The 22,485-nt window shown below is 53.6% G+C and carries 19 protein-coding genes; 7 read left to right on the forward strand and 12 right to left on the reverse strand.

Annotation, left to right across the window (positions count from 1 at the left end; genetic code table 11):
• Positions 1 to 411 precede the first annotated feature (411 nt).
• The 3 genes from ACZ52Z_RS07250 to ACZ52Z_RS07260 all read left to right on the forward strand — a co-directional run bounded on the left by ACZ52Z_RS07250 (position 412) and on the right by ACZ52Z_RS07260 (position 4,734).
• On the forward strand, positions 412 to 1,617 hold the full coding sequence (locus ACZ52Z_RS07250) for an NRAMP family divalent metal transporter (protein ID WP_464270085.1): 1,206 nt from the start codon (positions 412 to 414) through the stop codon (positions 1,615 to 1,617).
• Entirely contained in the window at positions 1,617 to 2,165 is a 549-nt protein-coding gene (locus tag ACZ52Z_RS07255; RefSeq protein ID WP_464270086.1) for a hypothetical protein, read from the forward strand. Before ACZ52Z_RS07250 ends, ACZ52Z_RS07255 begins: the two co-directional genes overlap by 1 nt.
• 274 nt (positions 2,166 to 2,439) lie before the next feature.
• Complete coding sequence (locus tag ACZ52Z_RS07260) at positions 2,440 to 4,734, forward strand: ATP-binding response regulator (protein WP_464270087.1); 2,295 nt, start codon at positions 2,440 to 2,442, stop codon at positions 4,732 to 4,734.
• A 176-nt stretch (positions 4,735 to 4,910) separates the two neighbouring features.
• Here the strand turns inward: ACZ52Z_RS07260 and ACZ52Z_RS07265 are convergent, their stop codons facing one another.
• Both ACZ52Z_RS07265 and ACZ52Z_RS07270 read right to left on the reverse strand, forming a co-directional pair.
• The gene (locus ACZ52Z_RS07265; protein WP_464270088.1) at positions 4,911 to 5,615 is read right to left on the reverse strand and encodes an NAD(P)/FAD-dependent oxidoreductase; all 705 of its coding nucleotides are present in this window, start codon (positions 5,613 to 5,615) and stop codon (positions 4,911 to 4,913) included.
• A gap of 72 nt (positions 5,616 to 5,687) precedes the next feature.
• Positions 5,688 to 6,062 (reverse strand): desulfoferrodoxin, encoded by a 375-nt coding sequence (locus ACZ52Z_RS07270; RefSeq protein WP_464270089.1) that lies wholly within the window; start codon positions 6,060 to 6,062, stop codon positions 5,688 to 5,690.
• Between the two features lie 475 nt (positions 6,063 to 6,537).
• On the opposite strand from ACZ52Z_RS07270, the gene ACZ52Z_RS07275 reads away from it, so the two are divergent.
• On the forward strand, positions 6,538 to 6,897 hold the full coding sequence (locus tag ACZ52Z_RS07275) for a VOC family protein (RefSeq protein WP_464270090.1): 360 nt from the start codon (positions 6,538 to 6,540) through the stop codon (positions 6,895 to 6,897).
• Positions 6,898 to 7,062: 165 nt separating this feature from the next.
• On the opposite strand, the gene ACZ52Z_RS07280 is transcribed toward ACZ52Z_RS07275, so the two are convergent.
• From ACZ52Z_RS07280 to ACZ52Z_RS07295, 4 genes are all read right to left on the reverse strand, one after another.
• Positions 7,063 to 7,911: an aldo/keto reductase family protein gene (locus ACZ52Z_RS07280; protein ID WP_464270091.1), complete on the reverse strand. Its 849-nt coding sequence runs from the start codon at positions 7,909 to 7,911 to the stop codon at positions 7,063 to 7,065.
• Between the two features lie 32 nt (positions 7,912 to 7,943).
• On the reverse strand, positions 7,944 to 8,471 hold the full coding sequence (locus ACZ52Z_RS07285) for a permease (protein ID WP_464270092.1): 528 nt from the start codon (positions 8,469 to 8,471) through the stop codon (positions 7,944 to 7,946).
• A complete protein-coding gene (locus tag ACZ52Z_RS07290; RefSeq protein ID WP_464270093.1) occupies positions 8,468 to 8,929 on the reverse strand; it encodes a permease in 462 nt (153 codons plus the stop codon). Before ACZ52Z_RS07290 ends, ACZ52Z_RS07285 begins: the two co-directional genes overlap by 4 nt.
• A gap of 454 nt (positions 8,930 to 9,383) precedes the next feature.
• Entirely contained in the window at positions 9,384 to 10,679 is a 1,296-nt protein-coding gene (locus ACZ52Z_RS07295) for a glycerophosphodiester phosphodiesterase family protein (protein ID WP_464270094.1), read from the reverse strand.
• Between the two features lie 455 nt (positions 10,680 to 11,134).
• On the opposite strand from ACZ52Z_RS07295, the gene ACZ52Z_RS07300 reads away from it, so the two are divergent.
• The 3 genes from ACZ52Z_RS07300 (at position 11,135) to ACZ52Z_RS07310 (ending at position 15,523) form a co-directional block, all read left to right on the forward strand.
• Complete coding sequence (locus tag ACZ52Z_RS07300; protein WP_464270095.1) at positions 11,135 to 12,412, forward strand: pyridoxal phosphate-dependent aminotransferase; 1,278 nt, start codon at positions 11,135 to 11,137, stop codon at positions 12,410 to 12,412.
• 383 nt (positions 12,413 to 12,795) lie between these two features.
• Complete coding sequence (gene rlmKL / locus ACZ52Z_RS07305; RefSeq protein WP_464270096.1) at positions 12,796 to 15,012, forward strand: bifunctional 23S rRNA (guanine(2069)-N(7))-methyltransferase RlmK/23S rRNA (guanine(2445)-N(2))-methyltransferase RlmL; 2,217 nt, start codon at positions 12,796 to 12,798, stop codon at positions 15,010 to 15,012.
• Entirely contained in the window at positions 14,993 to 15,523 is a 531-nt protein-coding gene (locus ACZ52Z_RS07310) for an NUDIX hydrolase (protein WP_464270097.1), read from the forward strand. The genes rlmKL and ACZ52Z_RS07310 overlap by 20 nt, the downstream gene beginning before the upstream one ends.
• A gap of 24 nt (positions 15,524 to 15,547) precedes the next feature.
• Here the strand turns inward: ACZ52Z_RS07310 and ACZ52Z_RS07315 are convergent, their stop codons facing one another.
• The 6 genes from ACZ52Z_RS07315 to ispG form a co-directional block, all read right to left on the reverse strand.
• Positions 15,548 to 16,045, reverse strand: coding sequence for a DUF2062 domain-containing protein (locus tag ACZ52Z_RS07315; protein WP_464270769.1), 498 nt, complete (start codon positions 16,043 to 16,045; stop codon positions 15,548 to 15,550).
• Between the two features lie 118 nt (positions 16,046 to 16,163).
• A complete protein-coding gene (rph, locus tag ACZ52Z_RS07320) occupies positions 16,164 to 16,874 on the reverse strand; it encodes a ribonuclease PH (protein ID WP_464270098.1) in 711 nt (236 codons plus the stop codon).
• Between the two features lie 76 nt (positions 16,875 to 16,950).
• Entirely contained in the window at positions 16,951 to 17,394 is a 444-nt protein-coding gene (locus ACZ52Z_RS07325) for a Smr/MutS family protein (protein WP_464270099.1), read from the reverse strand.
• Positions 17,395 to 17,425: 31 nt separating this feature from the next.
• Positions 17,426 to 19,588, reverse strand: a complete 2,163-nt coding sequence (locus ACZ52Z_RS07330; RefSeq protein WP_464270100.1) for a RelA/SpoT family protein — start codon at positions 19,586 to 19,588, stop codon at positions 17,426 to 17,428.
• 21 nt (positions 19,589 to 19,609) lie between these two features.
• Entirely contained in the window at positions 19,610 to 21,325 is a 1,716-nt protein-coding gene (locus ACZ52Z_RS07335; RefSeq protein WP_464270101.1) for a proline--tRNA ligase, read from the reverse strand.
• 67 nt (positions 21,326 to 21,392) lie between these two features.
• Positions 21,393 to 22,481 (reverse strand): flavodoxin-dependent (E)-4-hydroxy-3-methylbut-2-enyl-diphosphate synthase, encoded by a 1,089-nt coding sequence (gene ispG, locus ACZ52Z_RS07340; protein WP_464270102.1) that lies wholly within the window; start codon positions 22,479 to 22,481, stop codon positions 21,393 to 21,395.
• Positions 22,482 to 22,485 lie beyond the last annotated feature (4 nt).

Raw genomic sequence — 22,485 nt, forward strand, 5'->3', positions numbered from 1 at the left:
TATATGCCATGCAGCACTTCACCCTGAGGAAAATTTTTTTTCCTCGCCCGCGTATTTTCGGCTTGCCCATCTCTTCCGGTCGCGCAGTCACATCCGTGTAGCCCTTGTTCGTAATCTTCCTCAACTCCTGTCGATCCGGAAATAATAAAATGTTTCCGCTGGTTGATGAGGCAAGCATATGCATCACCAGGCGTGAGGAGCCCAAAAAAGAAGACGCAGACAGGCACCTGGACTTTTCCCAAACCAGAAGCCCTTTCCTGCTCTTTCCTTTCGTTGCAAAGAGAGAAAACTCGTTGTAAAGAATACCCTTACACAATGGATCTATTCTCTACAGGGTGAATACCTGCCCACCCGTGCCCTCTAGCATATCGGCTTGAGGGCCGGCAAATCGTGATTGAAGGGCCAGATAAAATGAGAAAATCATACCTTGAACACCTCAAGGCCATGGGACCGGCCTGGGTGATCAGTGCCGTGGCCTGCGGTCCGGCAACCCTGGCCAGTGTGGCCATTGCCGGTGCCACCTATGGCTACAAGATGCTGTGGGTGGTGCTGTGCAGTGCACTCTTCGGCAGTACGGCCCAGTATCTGGCAGCCAGAGTCGGCATCCTTGAAGGGAAAGGTATTATTGCGGCAACCGAACAGCATCTGGGGAAAATCTGGGCATGGGTGCTCACCGTCGACGCCCTGCTGGCAACCTGGCTGGCTGCAGTGGTCCTGATGAATGCCCTGAGTGGTGTCACCTCCCTGGTCACCGGCATCACGACCCCTTTCTGGGGGATCGGCTATGGACTGTTAATCGGCTTCTTTCTGGTGCGCAAAGGATATCCGGGATTCGAGACCGCGTGTAAGCTGCTTGTGGTCTTTGTTGTCGCCTGCTTTGTAGCGACGCTCTTCATGGCCGACCTCTCAGCGGGCGGTATTGCCGGGGGACTGATCCCAAATCTTCCCGGCGGTATGGATGCGGCCCTGATGATGGCGGCGATCATGGGCGGGGCAGTGCATATAACCATTATCGGCATGCATACCTACAATACCAACGCCCGCAACTGGAAGCCAAAGGACTTGCAACTGGCCTGGTTCGATACCATATCCTCCATGGGGATTGCCTTTGGGCTCTATAGCGCAGCCATTTTTCTGGTTGCCGCCGCTGTTCTTCACCCGCATGGAATTACGATTACACGGGCAACCGATGCCGCTCTTGCCCTGCAGCCGCTGCTGGGGGACAACGCCATGCGTATCTTTCTGGTCGGTCTCTGGGCAGCAACCCTTTCCACTCTCTCTCCCACCTTTATGGCAGGCGCCTATTTTATTGCCGACAAGATGGGATGGGAAAAAAACGTGCAGGACAATCGCTTTGCCCTAGCCGTATTTGCAGGATGTCTGGTGAGCATGCTGGGCCCGTTTGTCAAAGGCAGCTTTTTCCTCCTGCTTCCGCTCATGCTGGCCCTGGGCCTTACCGGTACTCCGCTGATCATCGGGATCATTCTCTACCTGCTAAACCGGAAAGACCTTACCTCCAAAAACTCCGTCCTCCTCAACTTTTTGGGAGCACTTACCTTTCTGGTCACCTCTTTCCTGGCCGTACGCTTTCTTCTCACCAAACTGGTGATCCTCTGATGAGCGACCATGATCTTCACCCATACCTCAACCGACAAACGGTGATAGCCGGTGATGTCAACTCCGGCAAGACCACCCGGACTACTGCCATTCTTGAACTGTTTCTCCAGGCTGGATACGGTCCGCAAATCGCGATTCTGGACCTGGCCCCGGATCAGGTGCAAGGCATCGGCGGCAAACTGCCGCTTCCCGGTGACACGCCGATCCTTCATTTGACCGATACCATCAGCGCACCACGGCTCATGGGCAAAGATGCAGCGCACACGCTAGAACTCGCCGAAGAAAACCGTTGCAGGATCGAGCGCCTGTTTTCCATCTTTACCAAGCAGCCAAAAAATATCCTCTTTGTCAACGATGCGACCCTCTATCTCCAGGCAGGAAGCCTCCCTCTCCTGTTACAGACGCTGGAGGTTGCCTCAACGCGCATCATTAATATGTACTACGGAAACACCTTCCAGGACTCCGCCATGACCCGGAGAGAACGACGTCTCTCCGAAGGCCTGCTCGCCGCCAGCGACGAGGTGCTCTATCTTTCCCAACTATCCTGAACGCCTCCCTCAATCAGCAACCTCCAGGACTTTTTTCTGCCTTCAGATCAGGACCAAGGATTTGTGCTGCAAATATTTTTTTTGTTCACAGCCATGAAAAACTCTTTGGCGACTACCAGCGGAGGATATATACTTCCGACAAGGTGAAAGGCTGTAGCCTCCTTCTTGAAAAATGTAACAAGTGAGGCGCGCCCCACACAGAAGGTCCTGAAACGGGCCGTTTCCTCTGACCCAATGCACACAGGCTTTTTTTGCCTCTTCATCACTCGACTACATGCCACTTGCCCATAAAAAACGATTAGTTACCATATTCTTCTTCATTCTTACTTTTTGCATTCTCGTTTTTTTTATTTATCAGGGATGCAGACAACTGTCCATCAGGGAGGCGGAAGCTAACCTGACCAATTTTCTGCTCAAACACAGAGCAATACATACCTTTGTCGCCAAGGTGCAGCGCCCCGAGGTTTTTCGTTTGCAGGATGAGGGTACCCTCGATTCGGACTATTTTTCCCCAACCCTTTTTTCCAGGACCTTTATCGCCAGAAGTATCATGGAATTTCTCAACGAGGAACGCCGTCAGGCCGGCCTGGATACTGTTGCTTTTCGGCTTGCGGCCAAAAACCCTCGCAACCCCAGTAACGCGGGAGACACCTTTGAGCTTGAGCTGCTTCAACAATTCAACGCCGGTACCTTGCAGGAGTATAAGCAGGAACTCTCTTCAGATGAGGGAAAAATGCTCTATTATGCCCTTCCCGTCGCCGCTAACAGACCATCCTGCATGCGCTGCCACGGCAACCCGAAGGATGCGCCAGCCGCCATGGTTGCCCTGTATGGTGACCAGGCCGGTTTTTTTGAAGAGGTCGGAGATATCAGAGCACTCATATCCGTCAAGGTGCCTCTGCACGGCCTTCTTCTGCGAGCACAAAAAACCACGCTTCTGCTTTCTGGAATCACCTTTATCCTTTTATCTCTTTTTTTAGCTGCAATTCTGAGCTTTTTCAAAAAAATTGACCAGCAGGCCGCAGCCTCGGAAACAACAGGTTACTACCTTGACTCCATTCTCCACTCATCAAAAAACACTGCCATTATCGGCACCGACAACCAGGATATGGTCGTTTATGCCAACGAAGAGTCGGAACGGCTCCTGGAGGTTCCTGTTGCCACACTCCTCGGCAAAAATCTCCAGCAAATCCACACTTTTTTCAATGCCCAGTCGACCGAGCGGTTTGCATCAAAACTGGAAACCATCAAAAAGGTCGGCACCTATCGCTTCAGTGTCAACCGCAGCAACAGAGTACTGGATGTACGAATATCCTCCATCACCGACAAGCATGGTAAGTACAGGGGGCTGCTGTTCATAGGCCATGACATCACTAAGCAGGTAACTATCGAAAAAGACCAGGAGATCATGGCCAAACGGTTACATAAACTCGAAAAAATGGAATCAATCGGTCTGATGGCCTCGGGCGTTGCCCATGACCTGAACAACATTCTCGCAGGCATTACCAGCTATCCCGAACTGATTCTCCTCAGCCTGCCCGAGGACAGTAAACTTCGCCGGCCATTGCAACTTATTGAGGAGTCCGGCAAACAAGCCGCAGCGGTGGTCGATGATCTGTTGACCGTTGCTCGGGGGGCGGCCATTGTAAAGGAAGTGAAAAACCTCAACGAACTCATTCATGAATACCTCCGCTCTCCGGAACACGGTAAGCTTACCTATGTCTCTCCGGGTATCGACTGGCAGATCATCTATGACAACAACTTGAAAAATGTGCATTGCGCCCCTATCCATTTTAAAAAATGCCTCATGAACCTGTTGCGAAATGGCGTGGAAGCCATGGGTGGCAAAGGACGCTGCACACTCACGACCAGCAGTCAAACAGTGGATGAGGCCATGAGCATCCAAACAGGACTCACGCCAGGAGAATACAGTGTCGTGTCCATACAGGATACGGGACCGGGGATTGCTCAGCAGGATATCGACCATATCTTCGAGCCGTTTTATACGAAAAAAACAATGGGGGTCAGTGGGACTGGCCTTGGGCTGGCCGTTGTTTGGAGTACCATGCAAGATCACAACGGCACTGTCACCGCCCACTCGACCCAAGGAGAAGGAACCCGTTTTGACCTGTACTTCCCGGTATCCAATGATTCGATGCGCATCCAGCAGCAGACCGAATCGATCGAATCCCTCCAGGGAAACAATGAACTGATTCTGGTAGTGGACGACGAAAGCAAACTTTTGGATATTGCGACCCAGAAACTGATCGCCCTGGGCTACCAGGTCGAGTTGGTGAACAGCGGTGAGCAAGCGGTTGCTTTCCTTCGCGACAATGACGTCGATCTGGTTCTCCTTGATATGATCATGGAGCCGGGAATCAGCGGATATGAAACCTTCAAACAAATTACAACATTCAAGCCAGACCAGAAGGCGCTGATTGTCAGCGGATATGCAAACAGCGATGCGGTGGAAAAGTTGAAGAAGCTGGGCGTGAGCGGCTTTCTGAAAAAACCCTACACCCTCATTCAGCTCGGGACCGCCTTGCAGAAAGGGCTGCAAAAGGAGTAATCCGAGACCATGCCTACCCATGGCTAGGCAGGTAGCCAGGCAACCGGAACGCCCCTCCCCCTTCCGGTTCCCACCGACTGTAGAGCGCAACCCTGTCCCCTGCCATTTTAGGCGAGAGAGAGAAGAACAGAGATAATGGGAAAAGGCAACTGCTCCTGTCTGGTATTACCGCCCTATCAAGGCCCTGCGAGAAAGGTGCGCAGCTCTTCCAGCGGGGTCCGACGCATCACCCGAGCGGTCCGCTCAAACTTTCGCGCCCGTTCACTGTAAAATGCCAGACATTTGGTTGCCAGGGACACGACCTGTTCATCGTCAAGCCCCTCTTCGATAACGTCGCCGATACGGGGTACACCGCCGCCGTTGCCGCCGAAAACAAGGGTCCATCCTTTCCTGAGTCCAAAGATACCGATGTCGCGAATATAGGATTCACAGCAGTTCATGGCACATCCGGAGATGCCGACCTTGGTTTTCGCCGGCAGTGGTATATCGAGCATGGTCGCCTCGATCTTTTTCCCCAAGGCAAGGGAGTCCTTTCGTCCATACTTGCACCAATGTATCCCTGGACACGCCTGAATATAATGAATCCCTGCAGGTTTCGCCGGTCCACTCTCCTGCCCCATATCGCGCCAGATTTGCTCAACCATTGGCTGCGGATGACCTGCAATGGCGACCCGCTGTGCGCCGGTCAGTTTGAGAAAGGGTATCTCATATGTCCTGGCAACCCTGGCGACCTGCTCAAGGTACTCGGGTGTCACCAGTCCCATCTTGGGACCCGGAAGAATATTGTAGGTTTTTTCCTGCTTTTTCAACTCGGTACTTTTCTCGGTATCGTCCTTTTTATCCACCGTGGTGACTCCACAACCTTGTGATTCAGAGAGCATAAAAACGCTCCATGCCCTGTAGTACTGGGGATGGAGCGTTAAAAGGTGTACAGCGTATATACTTACTGCATATTACGCCTTCCACAACCCATGCAGGTTGCAATACTCCCGAGCTGCAACATCTGTTGCATCAATGCAGAAAACGGCTTCCGGAGTGTCCCCAGGCTGTAAAAACTGAAAGTAGCTCTTACCGTCGGCAATGAGTTCTATCCATTCGATATAGTGTTTTTCCTCCATCGGGTGAGGGACACTGCCAACCGATACCTTGAACCCGTTCTCAACCTTTTCAATTACCGGAACATGCTTTTCGGTAGCGGCATCAACCGTGTTTTCGTTAAGAAGCACCATATTCTCTCCACAGCAGACCAAATCGCCGTCGCCTCCATGAAGAACTAATACGATATTCCCGCATGCTTCACATTTGTACACTTCAGCTTTCTTCGCCATTTTATTCCTCCTTGTTGTTTTTCACCTACAGCATCTGACCTCGCCAACATCTGCCCCATGGAGCAATTCCGGTTGATTCAACACCCAAAAAAAACGACATTGCCCATGCAGCCATCAACAACCTTGGTGCCTGCTTATGTCTGAACGTACGAATACCCCCATCTCTTCCCCCTGCTGTATCCCGAGCAGCATGCTTTGCACAGGTGTATAAAATGATTACCCTTTGCATGTGGGTGCAACTGGATTGTTTCTCTGTCTTATCTTTTTCTACCGGAATTTTCAACATGTCCATCTGCCTCCCCCCTCTCGGAAGGGAAAACGGTTACAATCAAGGCGCATCAAACCAGGTGGCTGCGTATGTATTGGAGTCCGTTTCCCTGTCTTGGAGGTAAAGGCTTGCGTTCCCCTTGGGCGCACAGCCAGCAGTATTCGTACCAACCGCCATCATCACCAAGAAACTTAAGGAGGAACAGGAATGAACACCCATGAAAAATTGAATTATGTAGAATTCCCCGCCAGCGACCTGGAAGCAACCAAAAGGTTCTTTCAAGGGGTATTTGGCTGGATATTTGTTGACTATGGTCCCGATTACACCGCCTTCGCCAACCAAGGGCTTGATGGAGGTTTCTACAGAAGCGAGCTACGCTCACGCACGGCCGATGGCGGGGCACTGCTGGTCTTTTACAGCAAAGATCTTGAACATACCCAGGGGAAGGTCTCCCAATGGGGCGGAACAATTATCAGACCAATATTCAATTTCCCCGGCGGTCGCCGATTCCATTTTACCGAGCCAAGCGGCAACGAGTTTGCGGTTTGGTCAGACTCTGCCACCTGATCCCCTGGGGTTTTCGGTACAGCCACATCGTCTCCATCTAATCCCCGGCCGACCCTGCCTGGTGCGCATGAATTTTAGCAGGCAGTTGGATGAAGCGAGGAAAAAACAGCGCCCGGCTCATTTCCTGTGCGGGGTAAATGCTTGACCTGTAGCACCATCTTCGACCTAATTCAACAGAAAGCTGATCAGGTCCACCTCTTCACCGCTCAGTTGAAAATCAAAGATACAGAGGTCCTCTTCCATATGCTGCTCTGAGGTTGTACCGGTGAGCGGTACAATACCGCACTGGTGGAGGTAACGAAAAAACACCTGACAGACGGTTTTTCCATATTTATAGGCCATGGTCTGCATGACCCCGTTGGTTAAAACATGGGTATTGGCTGTCAGCGTCCAGAAACTCTGGTAGATGACGCCATGATCGGTGCACCACCGGCGCAGATCCAGGTCATAGCCGGTTTCACGATAAAATCGATTCTGGATGATAGACGGTTTGACCTCGGCCTCCGCATAAAGCGCTTTCAACAGGTCAAGTTCGTAGCAGTTGCTTATACCCAGTTCCAAGGCGCCACCGGATCGATGGATTGTCTCCATCGCTCTCCACACGGTCATCAGGTTGGTGAAGGGGGTAACAGGTGAATGCAGCAGGAATGAATCAATATAGGTTGTCTGCAGGTTAGTGATTGAAGAGGCAAATGACTGCACGACCTGCCGGTCGAAGTCTGCATGCTGGTCGTAAGGTATAGTGTGAGGATCATGTCCGGGAAGTGGAGTGTATTTAGTCTGCACAAAAAGGGTCTCACGCGCAATGCCCCTCTGACTGAGCCGAACGAGCGCCTCTCCCACAAGCTGTTCGTTATAGTGCTTTGGCTGGCAGGCGGTGTCAATTCCCTGGAAACCTTTGCTGATTGCCTGTTCAACAAGGTCGGCGGTTCGCTCCTTTTTCCAGGCCGTCCCATAGATAATTGGCGGTATACGCGTCCCCGCCGGGGTTGTCAACCATTGCTGTTTTGTCACTCCGCGTCCCCTCCTGTTTTGTATGAACAACCTTACTGCTCGTCAATCCCCCTTTTACTCCCTCCGCAATACTGAAAAATAACTCCCTGCAAAACCGCACAGCCAAGAATATAAACGGAAAACACGCAGGTAAACACCATACCGAAATAATCGACCATCAATGGCAGAAGCGGCAACTTGACCGCCCTGGCATAAAAAAAAGCCACCAGTAGCCTGTCTTGAAGCCCTTGCCTGCGCATATCCTCCAGAAGTGGATACCACGCATACATCGGGCCATGGGATACGATACCGGCCCCCAGTGCCACTCCCCACCCCTTGAATCCACTATTTTCGCCTAGATGCCTGACAATCTGCTGGGGCCGCAGCAGGTAATTGATGCAGGCGGTCAAGACAATAACAACGGCAAACACCGGCACAATCCTGATGACGATTCGACCAGCCCTGGAGAGTCCAGTCACCGCTGCCGATGGATCAACCAGCAGAAGAATACAGTAAACTATACTAACAAAGAAAACGAAATATTTCCCCCGAAAGATTAAGGAGTTGTCTTTTTCCTTCATGTCAGCACCTGTACAGTGAAAGCGGTTGCCAATGCAACCAGGACGGTTCCGAGAAAGGTAAGAATATTCCGATAGACCGTAAATCGCAGCCCGAGCGCCTCCGCCTCGACAGGAAGGTGAACAAACCCCAAGGTCACCCAGGAAAGGAGAAAAGCGGTTACCGCATAGAGCGAAATACCCTGCTCCAACAGCTCGCCACCCAGAACATAGCTGACCATTGGATTACCTGAAGCCGCAGCCGCTGTCAGGGTACCGACAAGGGTATCTGTTATGGGATTGCCGGAAAAAACGCTCGCAAGCATTGAGGGAGTGATATACACCTGCAGTATCCCTACCAGACCGACTACTCCCAAGAGCATTGGTCCTATGGAGACAAACATCCGGCAGCTCTTTTTCAGTGCCTGAAAAAAGGTTGGGGGCACCTGCCCTTTCCCTTGGTGCGCTGTTGTATTGCTCATGCATCTCTCCTCGTATGCTGTCAACCGATTCTATGCAGATCCCATCGGGGCACAAGCCCTCATGCTCTGTGCCGAATATACCCTCTTCCCAGAATACCAAATGCTCCACCCAGTTTCATCTCAAAGCAACCACGGCAGGAAGAAAGAAAACAAATCTCAATGAAAGGAATACGATCAGTGTTTTTTCGGGCAAGAGGAACAATACCCTGTACCGGCTGTTCCAGCGACCTGCCGGTGCACGGTGAGGAGGCACTGCCACACCTGTCATTTGCGCTAGTAGCGCTATGGCACAGGCGACCGATCGGTTAAGGAACCTCTTGAACAAAAGGTAGAGAAAGCAGAGAGAGCGGTCACTCTTTGCAACAGGTGACGATGGGAAACACGCGGCACTCCCTCAAATGATGCCGGAACAAGAGTGTCCACAGAGGGAGTGCCAAAGGGTGATGAGCGGGACTTACAGCCCCTTGCAGTTCGCATAATAGGTAACGGTTGCCGGCCAATCAGAAAAAATGCCGAGTACCCCGACATTCTGCGCCAGCACATCCAGGACGGTCATCATATCACCATCACGATCAATGGCCCCCTCCAGTGACTGATAGTACCAGCCGCCGCCATGCGCCAACAGTCCTGAGCGCTCAAGGGTCCAGGTGATGATGTCAAGTCCGGCTGCCCTTGCCTGCGTGGCGTATGCAGAGGGGAGAATTTCCCCAGCGGCATCCACCGTGAGCAGCATCCACATGGGCGGTGCGATAATTCGCACCCCATCAGCCACCAGTTCTTCCATGGAGGGAGACCAGGTTGCCGCATCCATGGGGTCGAACCGTTCATCATCATAGCGGTCGTCCAGGTAGACAGCCTGCCTGCCGAAATGCGGCTCCTGCTCGATCCAGTAGCGCACATCGTCCAGGTTAAACGATTGGGCATAGACATCTTGGGGCCGCACCCCGGCCTGCCGATACTCATCAATCATCTGCTGGGCATACTGCTGCTGGGTGTAGGTCCCCTTAAACGGCATATCCACACTGGGTGATTTGAGTTCAGGTGTCATTTTGACTCCCAGTTGCCGAAAGAGAGCAATACTTTCCTTGTGGGTCATGACTGTCCCACAGGTTGCGTACAGATCGGTTCGCCAGTTCGCTGTTCCACCCAAGTACTCTTGCGCATTCGTGGCGGTCGGGTCGCTGGCATCCATCTTTCCACACAGGGTCTTGAACTCTTCCAGGGTGAAATCACTGGTGCAGCATTTGGCGGCAGCTGGTTTCACCAACTCCCCGGTCGCCGGATCGTACTCTGCAGGACTAAACGGCTCGGAGCATTTGGCTGCCAGCTCGGGGATGGCCAGGACATTGGTGGTTGTATGCAGGTCACACTGGGAGTGACGACAGACCAGTTCTTTATCACTGGTAAAGGTCACATCACATTCAAGAATACCGGCTCCCATACGGGCGGCAGCCATATAGGATTCCCTGGTGTGCTCAGGAAACTGCATGGCAGCGCCGCGGTGACCAATAGAAAAATCAGTACGGTAAAAGGGGCCGTTTACACACTGCTGCAACTCCTCTTTTAACAATCCCGGCTCCATGTCGTTGACAAGAAAAAAAGGGCGTGGCCCAAGCTGGGCCTGCTGATTGGTCTTTTTCTTATACTGGTTCATTCCGGATTTCCCTATCATCTCCTTTCCAGCGTGGACACAACCGGTCATGGCGATAAAAAGTGCTGCTGCGATACATATTGCGTTTCTGCCTTTCATCTACATTTCCTCCTTTTTAGGTGTGTTTGCCCCCTTCAACAGCTCATGCTGTTGAAGGGGAGCCAATCTACAGCATGTAAATGTTCACATATTGAAAAACAGCCTCTTCCGATAACGCGCAGCAACTCTCTACATTGCTAATGTTACCTTCAGGTTAGATTCCCATTGTAAGGCGGTAAAGGATGCTGTAGAAGCAACATACTGACGCGTTTCCTGCAAAGCTGCCTCTGCAGCTGCAGAATGGACACTCGCGATTAATAAGCACTCTTCGTCCGCGATCATCTCACACAGACTCGATCAGGGGGGAAGTGAGCAAGAAAAACATATACGTTTTGCCCGGGCTCCCTGCAGTCATCAACATCAACGCTGCCTGACGCATGCCTTGCATGTATAGAGCCTTTGCATGCAGCCTGCATCTGCTCAGTTCCAGGACCATCACAGACAGAGGAAACACCATGCGTCCCGCACTCAATCCGCTGGTACTCAGCCTGAAGGAATCAGCCACCCTTGCCATCAACCGAAAAGCGCTGGAGATGCGTAGGAAAGGGGAAGACATTGTCCACTTCGGCTTTGGCCAATCGCCATTCCCGGTGCCCCAGGTCATCCAACAGGCCCTTCAGGCCAATGCCGACAAGAAAGACTACCTCCCTACCCAAGGGCTGCCATTATTATGCGAAGCCGTGGCGGAATTTTACCGCAACGAATTCGGCTATAGTTATACGGCCGAAGAGGTCTGCATCGGACCGGGAAGCAAGGAACTGATCTTTCAGATCATCTACCTCATGGAAGGCCCCCTGCTGGTACCGGTACCGAGCTGGGTGAGTTACGGCCCGCAGGCCGCCCTGCGGGGCAAGGAAATCATCCCCATCCAGACAGACCGGGAAAACCACTACCGCATCACCCCGGAACTCCTTGATCGGGCCTGTTACAGTGCTGGTCAGGCGCAGAAAATCCTGATATTCAACAATCCCAACAACCCCACCGGAGCCCTGTATCATGAGAGTGAAATACGGGAGCTTGCGGAAATCTGTCGTTCGTACCAGGTGATCGTCATCTCCGATGAAATTTATGCCATGATCGATTTCGATCGATGGCCCATGAGCAGCCTGGCCACGCATTACCCGGAGGGCACCATCCTCTCCGGAGGATTGTCCAAGGCCTTTGCTGCCGGGGGGTATCGCCTGGGTGTTGTCCTGATCCCCAGTGCCCTGGATCCGGTGATGCCGGCGCTGAAGTCAGTGGTTAGTGAGACTTTCAGCGCTGTCAGTGCGCCAATACAGTATGCCGCACTGGAGGCCTATCGCAACATTGAAGAAGTCCGGCCATACATCCGTAAAACATGTGAAATCTATCGGTTTGTTCTCGACTACCTCCATACCTGCTTTATCGAAACAGGCCTGAACTGCCCCCGGCCGGCAGGAGCCTTCTACCTTTTTCCCGATTTTGAACAATTCAGGGAGCCACTCCATGCCCGGGGAATCATCACCTCCAGTCAACTTGCCGGCACACTGCTGCAAGAGGCCCGGGTGGCTGTCCTGCCCGGCTCTGATTTTTATATGCCCGCCACAAGCCTGAGCTGCCGAGTAGCCGGCGTGGATTTTGACGGCGGCCAGGTGCTCCACACCTGGCCGGGTGCAGAAAAAGTCACTACCGAGTACCTTCAGGACAACCTTCCCAGGATAATTGAAGGCTGTCGCTACCTGGAGGATTTTGTCCGCCGTCTCGACCGCTGACCGACAGTGCTGTTCATCCGGGAGGGCGTTGTCCTTTTTGTTTGTATGGGCCTTTGGGCAGCCGATATGGAGGGGTACCTGCCCGGCGAAGAAACCTGCGTTACCTCGTCCTTTTCTGTTGTACTGTGGCGGCAAATCCTTTATGGTGGCTCTTCGATAATTCCTTGACACAGGCCACTGCGAGCAAAGGCCCCCTCAGGGTACCAAACAGATGCCTGTGGTAGATTGCTGCCGAGGTTTAATCCTGATCAGGTCAGCTCATTTGCTCAGGCCACCTGCAGCCCGACAGTACATAGTGTTCCTAAACGGGTACCGACCGGTCACCCACGCCTGCTTGTATCGGCTTTTTTTTCATTACCATCCAGCACCATTGCCCGAAATCCATGGCTATCGTTAGAAAGAAAAAAAAATCCCGAAAGTCCCCTCTCCAGTTTGTCGCCACCTGTGGCTCTGGTCTTGAACAGGTCGTCCAGGAGGAAATAATAGCCTTTGGGGGCCTCGAGGTAACAACTGCTCCCGGCGCGGTCTCGTGGACCGGGGCTCTGGAATCGGCATACCGGGCCTGCCTCTGGTCGAGGTTTTCTTCACGCATTCTTCTCCAGTTGGCCAGATTCGACGCACCGGATACAGACACCCTGTATGCTCAGGCTGGCAAGATCCTATGGGACGAACACTTTGATCAGCGCACAACCTTTGCCGTGTTCACCACCTTGGTCAATGCGCGGATAACCCATAGCCAGTATGCCTCCCTGCGGGTTAAAGATGCGATCGTGGACCAATTTCGTCGACGTTTTGGCCGTCGCCCGGACGTCGACAGTTACCAACCGGGAATACGTTTTCACCTCCACATTAACGGCGTGCACGCTTCCCTCTCACTGGATCTTTCCGGGGACAGTCTCCACCGTCGCGGCTACCGAAGCAGCGTCGTTGAAGCGCCCCTCAAAGAGACCCTAGCCGCAGCACTGGTACGACTATCCGGCTGCCTGGAAGACCTGGATTCATCGGCTTGCCTGCTCGACCCGATGTGTGGCAGCGGAACACTCCTGATTGAAGCGGCTCTGATGCTGAGCAATACAGCCCCAGGGCTCCTGCGCAAACGTTTTGGCTTCCATTCCTGGCACAAGCATGACGACCGCCTGTGGGAGCGGTTGACTGCCGAAGCGCTGGAGCAGGAGGACGAAGGCGCCGAACGGCAAATGCCGCAAATCATCGGTTATGATGCCGATCCTCGGGCGATTGCAGCCGCCCGTCAGAACGTCATCGCCGCTGGAATGCGGGATATGATTACCATTCGTCATCGTCAGCTGGCTGATCTCCACAGTCCAGGCTCCCAGGGGGTTATCATCACCAATCCTCCCTATGGTGACCGCCTCTCAGAGAAACTGGCGGTCAAGTACCTGTACCGTTTTCTTGGCAGGCGGTTTCGCCGGGAATTCGCCGGTTGGCGGCTGGCCTTTTTCACCGGTAACCCAGACCTTGCAGAAATGACGACCATCGCCTGGCAGCAGCGCCACAAGCTGTATAATGGTCCCATCAGATGCCAACTGCTGGTAGGCGAACACCAACCGGACAGCGAACGCCCTCCGCATCAATGGGAGTTGCCAGCCCCTGATGCAGACTATCCGGCACCGGACCTGGCCAACCGTCTACGCAAAAACTGCCAGAGCCTATTTGCCTGGGCAGAACAGGAACACATCAGCTGTTTTCGCCTCTATGATCGAGATATCCCCGAGTACAATCTGGCAATCGATGTCTATGAACAGTGGGTGCAGGTACAGGAGTATGCGGCACCATCCACGGTTGACCAGGAAAAAGCAGAGCAACGGTTGACCGATGCCCTGCAGACCATCCGTATGGTACTGGACATTCCCCACAGCCGATTGTTCATCAAGACCAGGAAAAAACAAAAAGGAAAAGAGCAATATCAGAAAAAGGGTCAGCTGAAAAAGAAAGCAATGACCTTTCAGGAGGTACGAGAAAGCGGTTGCCGCTTCCTGGTAAACTTTACCGACTACTTGGATACCGGCCTTTTTCTTGACCACCGAAACACCAGGCGCATACTGGCAGACAAGGCACAGGGAAAACATTTTCTCAACCTTTTCGGCTACACAGGTTCAGCCACTGTGCTCGCTGCCCATGGCGGGGCGGCCTCAACCACCACCGTGGATACCTCTGCAGCCTACCTTGATCGGGTACAGGCCAACCTCTCGCTTAACGGCTACGGGTCCATACTCCATCAGACCATCGAAGCCGACTGCATAGAGTGGCTGAAAAAGGAAAGCAAGCGCTACGGGCTCATTTTTGTCGATCCGCCGACCTTTTCCAACGCGCGTCATCGCCAGCAGGTCTTTGATGTACAGAAAGATCATGAAGCCTTGCTGCGTCTGGCCATGGCACGTCTCTCACGCTCGGGCACCATGCTTTTTTCAACCAATTACAAAAAATTCAGCCTTGCCCCTGCATTGACCGAGAGTTTCCTGGTAGCGGAAATTACCGACCAGACCCTACCGCCGGACTTCGCCCGTAAACCACCCATCCATCGATGCTGGACGTTTGCCCATCCGCAGGAGGAAGACGACGGTGCGCACTCAGACAGCTGATTTCCCCCTGGAACGGGTGCAGATCGTTGATCGCCTCGACAGACCGCTCACCGGTGCTCCCCGCAGGGAAATGCGCAAGCTGAATCTCGTTCACCGAGCTGCCTATATCCTGGTTCTGGATACCCAAGGGCACCTGTTCATCCACAAGCGAACCATGAACAAGGACGTTTATCCCGGCTACTGGGATATGACGGTCGGAGGGGTGGTGCTGGAGGGAGAAAGTTACGAGGAGGCGGCGCTACGCGAACTCCACGAGGAACTGGGAATAAGGGATATACCGTTGCGCGCCCTTTTTGCCCAGTACTACGAGGACGCTTTCACCCGTACCTGGGGGCGGGTGTTTGCCTGTCGCAATAATGGACCGTTTGCACTTCAGGCTGAGGAAATCGATGAGGGACGCTTTGTTGCCTTTGAGGCCATCGATGCCCTGCGCCAAGAACATCCCTTTACGCCGGACTGCGTTCCCCTGCTCAAGCGCCTGCTCCGACTACGACGACAAGGCGAGCTGTAAATCGATCACCGAGTTGCCCTGCCTTCATTTCTCGAAGGGAGTGGCATTGGGTCTTTTCCGTTTTCGGCGATTTTGAAATGCCTGCAGGAGCTGATAGGTAACAAAATATACCAGAGTACCAAACACAGTTCCTGCCAGGACACTGCCGATGGTCAGGGGCACAATGATCTCCTTGCCCAAATGCATAAAAGTCATGATCTGGGCAGGAATTTCAAAAACATCAAAGCTGGCCATTTTGCGGGTGATCTCCAGTAACTTCTTGGAGACTTCGGCCACGGGCGGGCCCTCCCAGAAAAGGCAGCCCAGCCAGTAATTAAAGGTATACAAGGGTGCCATGGTGACCGGATTGGTAATCCATACCGGAATCACTGCCGCTGGCCGATTAACGTTGATCAACGTTGCCACAAACAACGCCAGCACCACCTGCAAACCGATGGTGGGAGTAAAGGCTATAAAGGTGCCAAGAGCAAAACCGCCGGCAATGGCGCCTGTTGATCCGCGTAGCCTGATAATCCATCGCATCACCGGCCGCAACCTAAACAGCAGATTTCTTTTTGCTCGTGGCGACGTGTTTCCGTTCCCTGTCCCCATTGCACCCCTTCCCTCCACCTCGCAGGTGTAGGCCTCTGACTTGCTTTGTTTAACGACTGTTGATATCCCTTTCCCAGAGGGAAAACAACTCCGTGATGCCACGGGTGGCGTAGGCTGCCATCTGCGGAAACAGCTCAGGTGCAAACGGCTGCCCTTCAGCGGTTGACTGGATATCGATCCATCGACCATCGCCACTCATGACAAAGTTGGCATCTACATCGGCGGAAGAATCAAGCCGGTAATCCAGGTCAAGCATTACCTCCCCCTGGACCACGCCCACACTCACAGCAGCAACCGGCAGGATATCCGGCAGCCTCTTTACCATCCCTTGCTCCACCATCCACCCAAAGGCTTGGCGAAGTGCCAGTGCCCCGCCGGTAATGGAAGCACAACGGGTGCCGCCGTCGGCATTTATCACATCACAATCTACCCTTAAGGTATATTCACCAAGGCCGTGGAGATCAACCATCATACGCAATGACCGGCCAATCAAACGCTGTATCTCATAGGTCCTCCCGGATCGCCCGCTGATCGCCTCTCGTCTGCCGCGTGTATGCGTGGCTCCCGGCAGCATCCCATACTCAGCGGTAATCCATCCTGAACCGGTACCGGCCAGAAAAGAGGGAACCCGTTCCTCAACAGATACAGCGCACAGGACATGGGTTTGCCCCATCTGCATCAGCACGGAACCTGCAGCCTGGGGCTGGATGCCATATTCAATGGAAAACGGTCGTAAAGCATCTGCTGGACGTTGCGACATAACCTACCTCCACGGTGGGAATTGAAAAAAGGTGCTGTAATCGTTTGTAATGGATCGCTCGATCACCCAGCGAGCGTCAGAGGACAACCAGGGTGATGCCGGGGTTTGCGCGGTTGAGATCGCGATGATCGGCAAGAACGGGAAAGCGCCGCACCAGCTGTCGGCCATGGCCGGACTTTCGGGAAAATTCCTCACCGGGTAGAATATCATTTATCAGGCGCTGGTGCTGCATATATCGAAGATGACGACGTACTTCCCGGCGAATGCTGCCCCCTTTGCCGGACGAACCATACCCATGGATCAGGGTGATCACCCTCACTCCCTGGCGACGACAGACATAGAGCTCTTTGCGGAGCCGCTCAAGAGCCTGTTCCACCAGAGGCATCCCCTTCTCTAGGTTCAGGGTTCGATGAAGGATCTCACCTCGGGAAACAGCAGGCTGAGTGCATGGCGACTGGCAAAAGGGGCAGACAGTTGCCGTTGACTCGATACGGTTGCCGCAGACCTCACAGATCACCACCGTGGTTCCCTCCTGCTGTCGACCGGGCGGATTACGCCCTGCGCACCTCAATGACTTCCGGCATCTGCTGCAGGTGCTGTATCAATACTTGCAACTGATTCAGGTCTGTCACTTCCACAACCACCCTGATAACCGCAATATTCTCCACATTGGTACGGGCGGTCAACTCAACAATATCGGCGTCATCGGCACTGATGATACTGCTGATTTCAGCGAGGATGGACTTACGGTTCTCCGTTTTGATATGCAGCGCTGACCGATGGGTGGTCTTGATCGATCCGGACCAGCTGACTTCGACCCATCGGGTCGGGTCGGATGCGCGCAGGTTGGGGCAGTCGGCCCGGTGGATGGAAATACCCGAACCCATGGTAATGAACCCCATAATGCTGTCACCTGGAACAGGACGGCAGCACTGGCTGATTTTTACAAGCATGTCATCCACTCCATCAATATCAATGGATTCCCGTGAAGACGGATCCGCCCGATTCTCCTCGGCGCGGCGTGCTCGTTCAAGCAGTTCAGCTTCCCGCCGTTTTTCCTCGGCTTCTTTGAACTCCTCCGGTTGCAGCGCTCGAATCAGCTGGGGAACGGTTATCACCCCTGAGCCGACCTTGATCAGCAAATCATCAAGCGAAACGCATCGCAGATCCTTGAGCAACAGCCGCAGATGCCCGCCCTTGACCAATCCGCGAATGGAAACCTTGTATTTCCGCAGTTCCTTTTCACAGATTTCCCGGCCAAGCTTCAGGGACCGCTCCCGCTCTTCCCTTCGCAACCATTGGCGAATTCTCGTCCTGGCCCGGGAGGTTTTCACAAACTGCAGCCATGCACGTTTGGGATGCTGCTCCTTCTTGGTCAGGATCTCGACGATATCTCCGCTTTGCAGTTCCTGCTTGAGCTGCACCATCTGCCCATTGACCTTGGCGCCGACACAGGTGTCGCCAACAGCGGTGTGTATTGCGTAGGCAAAATCAATGGGCGTGGAGCCACGAGGTAATTCGCGGACCTCGCCGGTGGGCGTCAGGGCGTAAACATCGGGCTCGAACAGTTCCCCACGCACCGTTTCCATAAATTCACCCGGGTCCTCGACATCTTGCAGGGCCTGGACCAGTTTCTTCAGGTCCTGGAACAGGCGGGCATCGTTACTGGATATTCTCTGTCCCTCCTTGTAGGCCCAGTGCGCCGCCACTCCTTCTTGGGCGACCTTGTCCATCTCCTCGGTGCGAATCTGGATTTCAATAAAATGCCCACGGGGTCCGGCAACAGTGGTATGGAGGGACTGATAGTTATTGGACTTAGGCGCACTGACAAAATCCTTAATCCTGCCCGGCACCGGCGTCCACTCTCCATGAACAGTTCCGAGTGCCTCGTAGCACTCTTTAACCGTACGAACGATGATGCGGAAAGCTACCTTGTCATACACCCGCTCGAGGGGGATTTTCTGCACCACCAGTTTTTTATAGATGGAATATATATGTTTGGGGCGGCCAATAATCCTGACCGGATAGACATGGTTGTTTTTCAGCTTGGCATAGAGCACGTCAATGACTTCGTTGACATAGGCCTGTCGCTCTTCCAGGGTGCTTTCAAGATGGGTAATGAGGTCTTCGTACTCATTGGGAAACAGATACTTGAATGCCAGGTCCTCCAGTTCCCGTTTGAGCCAATCTATTCCCAAACGGCTGGCAAGGGGGGCATAAAGGTCCATGGTTTCCCTTGCCTTATGACGGCGAAGCTCCTCCTCCACTGCATCCAATACCAGCATATCCTGAAGCCGGTCGGCAAGTTTGACCAGCAGTACCCGAATATCTGCGCCAATGGCAAGCAGCAGCTTACGGATATTTTCCGCCTGGTGGGAAAGCTGCGAGTTGTAGCGAACATGGGTGATACGAGTGGCACCGTCAACAATATGGGCCACATCATGACCAAACTGCTCCTCCAGCTCTTCCAGGGTGGCGACCTCCTCTTTCAGTACCCCGTGGAGCAAGCCGGCCACGATGGTATCCAGGTCGAGCTTCATCGCCGCCAAACTGGCCGCCACCTCCAGCAGGTGTTCCCTGTAGGGCTCGCCAGAGGGATGCTTCATATTGCCGTGACGTTCGCAAACAAAGGCATAGGCCTTTTTCAGCGGTGAAAGGTCAACATCGTGTAGATAACCGGCAGCCAGTGAAAGTAAATTCTGTATATCAGCCATGCTTCCCTCCTGAGGATTATCTCAGGCCAGCGCCTCGCTGATAAGATTTCCTATGAAAGCGGCGGTTTCCGGATAAGGAATATTCTCAGAGGTACCATCCTTTCGCACACGAAGTTCAACCTCTCCGCTCTTTTCATACGTCTTGCCGAAAGTCACCCGGAAGGGAATTCCCAACAGGTCAGCGTCCTTGAACTTAGAGCCCGGTCGCTCATCCCGATCATCATAGAGGACATCAACCCCCTGTTTTTTGAGTTCCGCATAGAGGGCTTCCGCTGCCTCGCAGGTTGCCTCGTTCTTCAGGCTGAGGTTGAGAATAATGACCTGAAACGGAGCCATGGGCACGGGGAATATAATACCGTTGCGGTCATGGTTCTGCTCGATGGCGGCGGCGACCACCCTGCTCACCCCGATTCCGTAGCACCCCATGACAAAATGGCGCTCATTCCCCTCCTGGTCCTGGTAGGTGGCGTTCATGGCCTCGGAGTAGCCGGTCCCCAGTTTGAAGATATGCCCCACTTCAATCCCTTCGGTCAGGCGAAGAGTGCCTGCGCACAGGGGACACGGATCATCAACGGTCACCTGCCGTAAATCGCCGACAATCGTTGGCGTAAAATCCCGCCCAGGGACAACACCCTTGAGGTGGTACCCTTTTTCGTTGGCACCGGTTACGCAGCTTTCCATGATCATGACTTCCTGGTCTGCGACAATTTGCATCTCCAGGTCAACCGGTCCGAGGTAACCGGCAGGCAATTTGGTTCGGGGCCAGACTTCTTCCTCGGCAAGCGGTTCTACATCATCGACGCCAAGCAGATTTTTCAGTTTCACTCCCTGGACATCACGATCACCCCGAACCAGGGCGGCTACCACCTCCCCGTCTGCAAGGTAGAACATGGTCTTCACCACCTCAGCGGCCGTAACCTGCAGCAGCTCGGCAACCCGATCGACCTTTTTTGTGCCTGGAGTTTCGACTTTTTCCATGGGCGGGAGACCTTCGAACATGGACCGGGGTTCACCGGCTGCTGCGATTGCCGCCTTCTCCACATTTGCCGCATAGCTGCACTGTTCACAGGTAACCAGGGTGTCTTCCCCGGTGTCAGCCAAAACCATGAACTCATGCGAGAAGGAGCCACCGATAGCTCCGCTGTCGGCCTCGACAGCCCGAAACTCCAGCCCGCACCGTTCAAAAACACGGTAGTAGGCATCGCGCATGATCTCGTAGCTTGTACTGGCAGCCGCATCGTCCACATCAAAGGAATAGGCATCTTTCATCACAAACTCACGGCCGCGCATCAGGCCGAAACGGGGCCTGATTTCATCCCTGAATTTGGTTTGGATCTGATAAAGGTTCACCGGCAATTGACGGTAGGAATGGAGTTCACGGCGGGCGATATCGGTTACCACCTCCTCGTGGGTCGGTCCAAGGCAGTAATCCCGGTCATGACGATCCTGAAAGCGAAGGAGCTCAGGACCATACTTCTTCCAGCGACCTGATTCTCGCCACAGATCGCCAGGCTGCACCATTGGCATCAGAATCTCCTGAGCACCGGCTCTGTTCATTTCCTCGCGAACGATTTCCGTTACCTTCTGCAGGACCGTCAGGCCCAGCGGAAGATAGGTATACATTCCAGAAGTCAGTTTCCGTATGAAGCCGCCGCGCAGCAGCAACTGATGGCTAATCACCTCAGCTTCAGCAGGTGTTTCCTTTGTGGTAGGCAACAAGAGATGCGAGTAGCGCATGAACAACACTCCCAATAAGTATGGCTGCAAGCAGCAACCGGTTAATGAACATCCGGGCTGAAGCGATTCACCCTTGTTCTTTTCGTTTTTCCTCTTCCATGAGGTCGAGTTCGGCCAGAAAAACGTCCAGCAATTCGTTTTCCGGAACCTTTTTGTACAGTTGGCCTTTTTTAAAGATGATCCCTACACCTTTCCCCCCGGCAATGCCGATATCCGCCTCGCGAGCTTCACCTGGGCCATTGACCACACACCCCATAACCGCAACCTTGAGGTTGCTTTTCATGGTTTGCAGATGCTGCTCCACCTGCTCAGCCAGACCAAACAAATCGATGCGGGTGCGGCCGCAGGTGGGGCAGGAGATCATTTCCGGTCCCCGCTCACGGATACGCAGTGAACGAAGCAGCTCATACCCGACCCGCACCTCTTCTACCGGATCACGGGTCAACGACACCCGAAAGGTATCGCCGATGCCCTCATACAAGAGGATCCCCAGGGCAACGCTTGATTTCACTGTACCGGGAATCAGCCCGCCGGCTTCGGTCACACCAATATGAAGAGGATAATCGGTAACTGATGACAGCTGGCGGTAGGCAGCTATGGTCGTTAAGGTATCGGACGATTTGATCGAGATTTTCATCTCGGTAAACCCTTCTTTTTCCAGGAGGGTAACATTTCTCAGCGCGCTCTTGATCAAGGCATCCGGATTTTCCGGGGTGGGATAACCGTAGCGTTCCAGCAGATCCTTTTCTATGGAACCGGAGTTCACCCCCACCCGAATTGATACCCCATGGTTTTTGGCGGCATCAACAACGGTGGTGAGTTTTACCTTACCGCCCAGGTTTCCCGGGTTTATGCGGATGGCCTGGGCACCGTACTCCAGGGCGGCCACGGCCAGGCGTGCATCGAAATGAATATCGGCAATGAGGGGAATGGTAATCTGTCCACGGATATCGGCGATAGCGCGAGCTGCATCCATATCGGGAACAGCGACCCGAATCAAGTCGCACCCAACGGCCTCCAGCCTATGAATCTGTTCAACGGTTGCGACAACATCCGCGGTATCAGTATTGGTCATTGACTGCACACTGATCGGCGCATCGCCACCGACGAATAGCGGACCGATTGCAATCTGACGGGTCTTTTTCCGCTGAATCATGACA

The sequence above is a fragment of the Desulfogranum aggregans genome, from assembly GCF_055398265.1.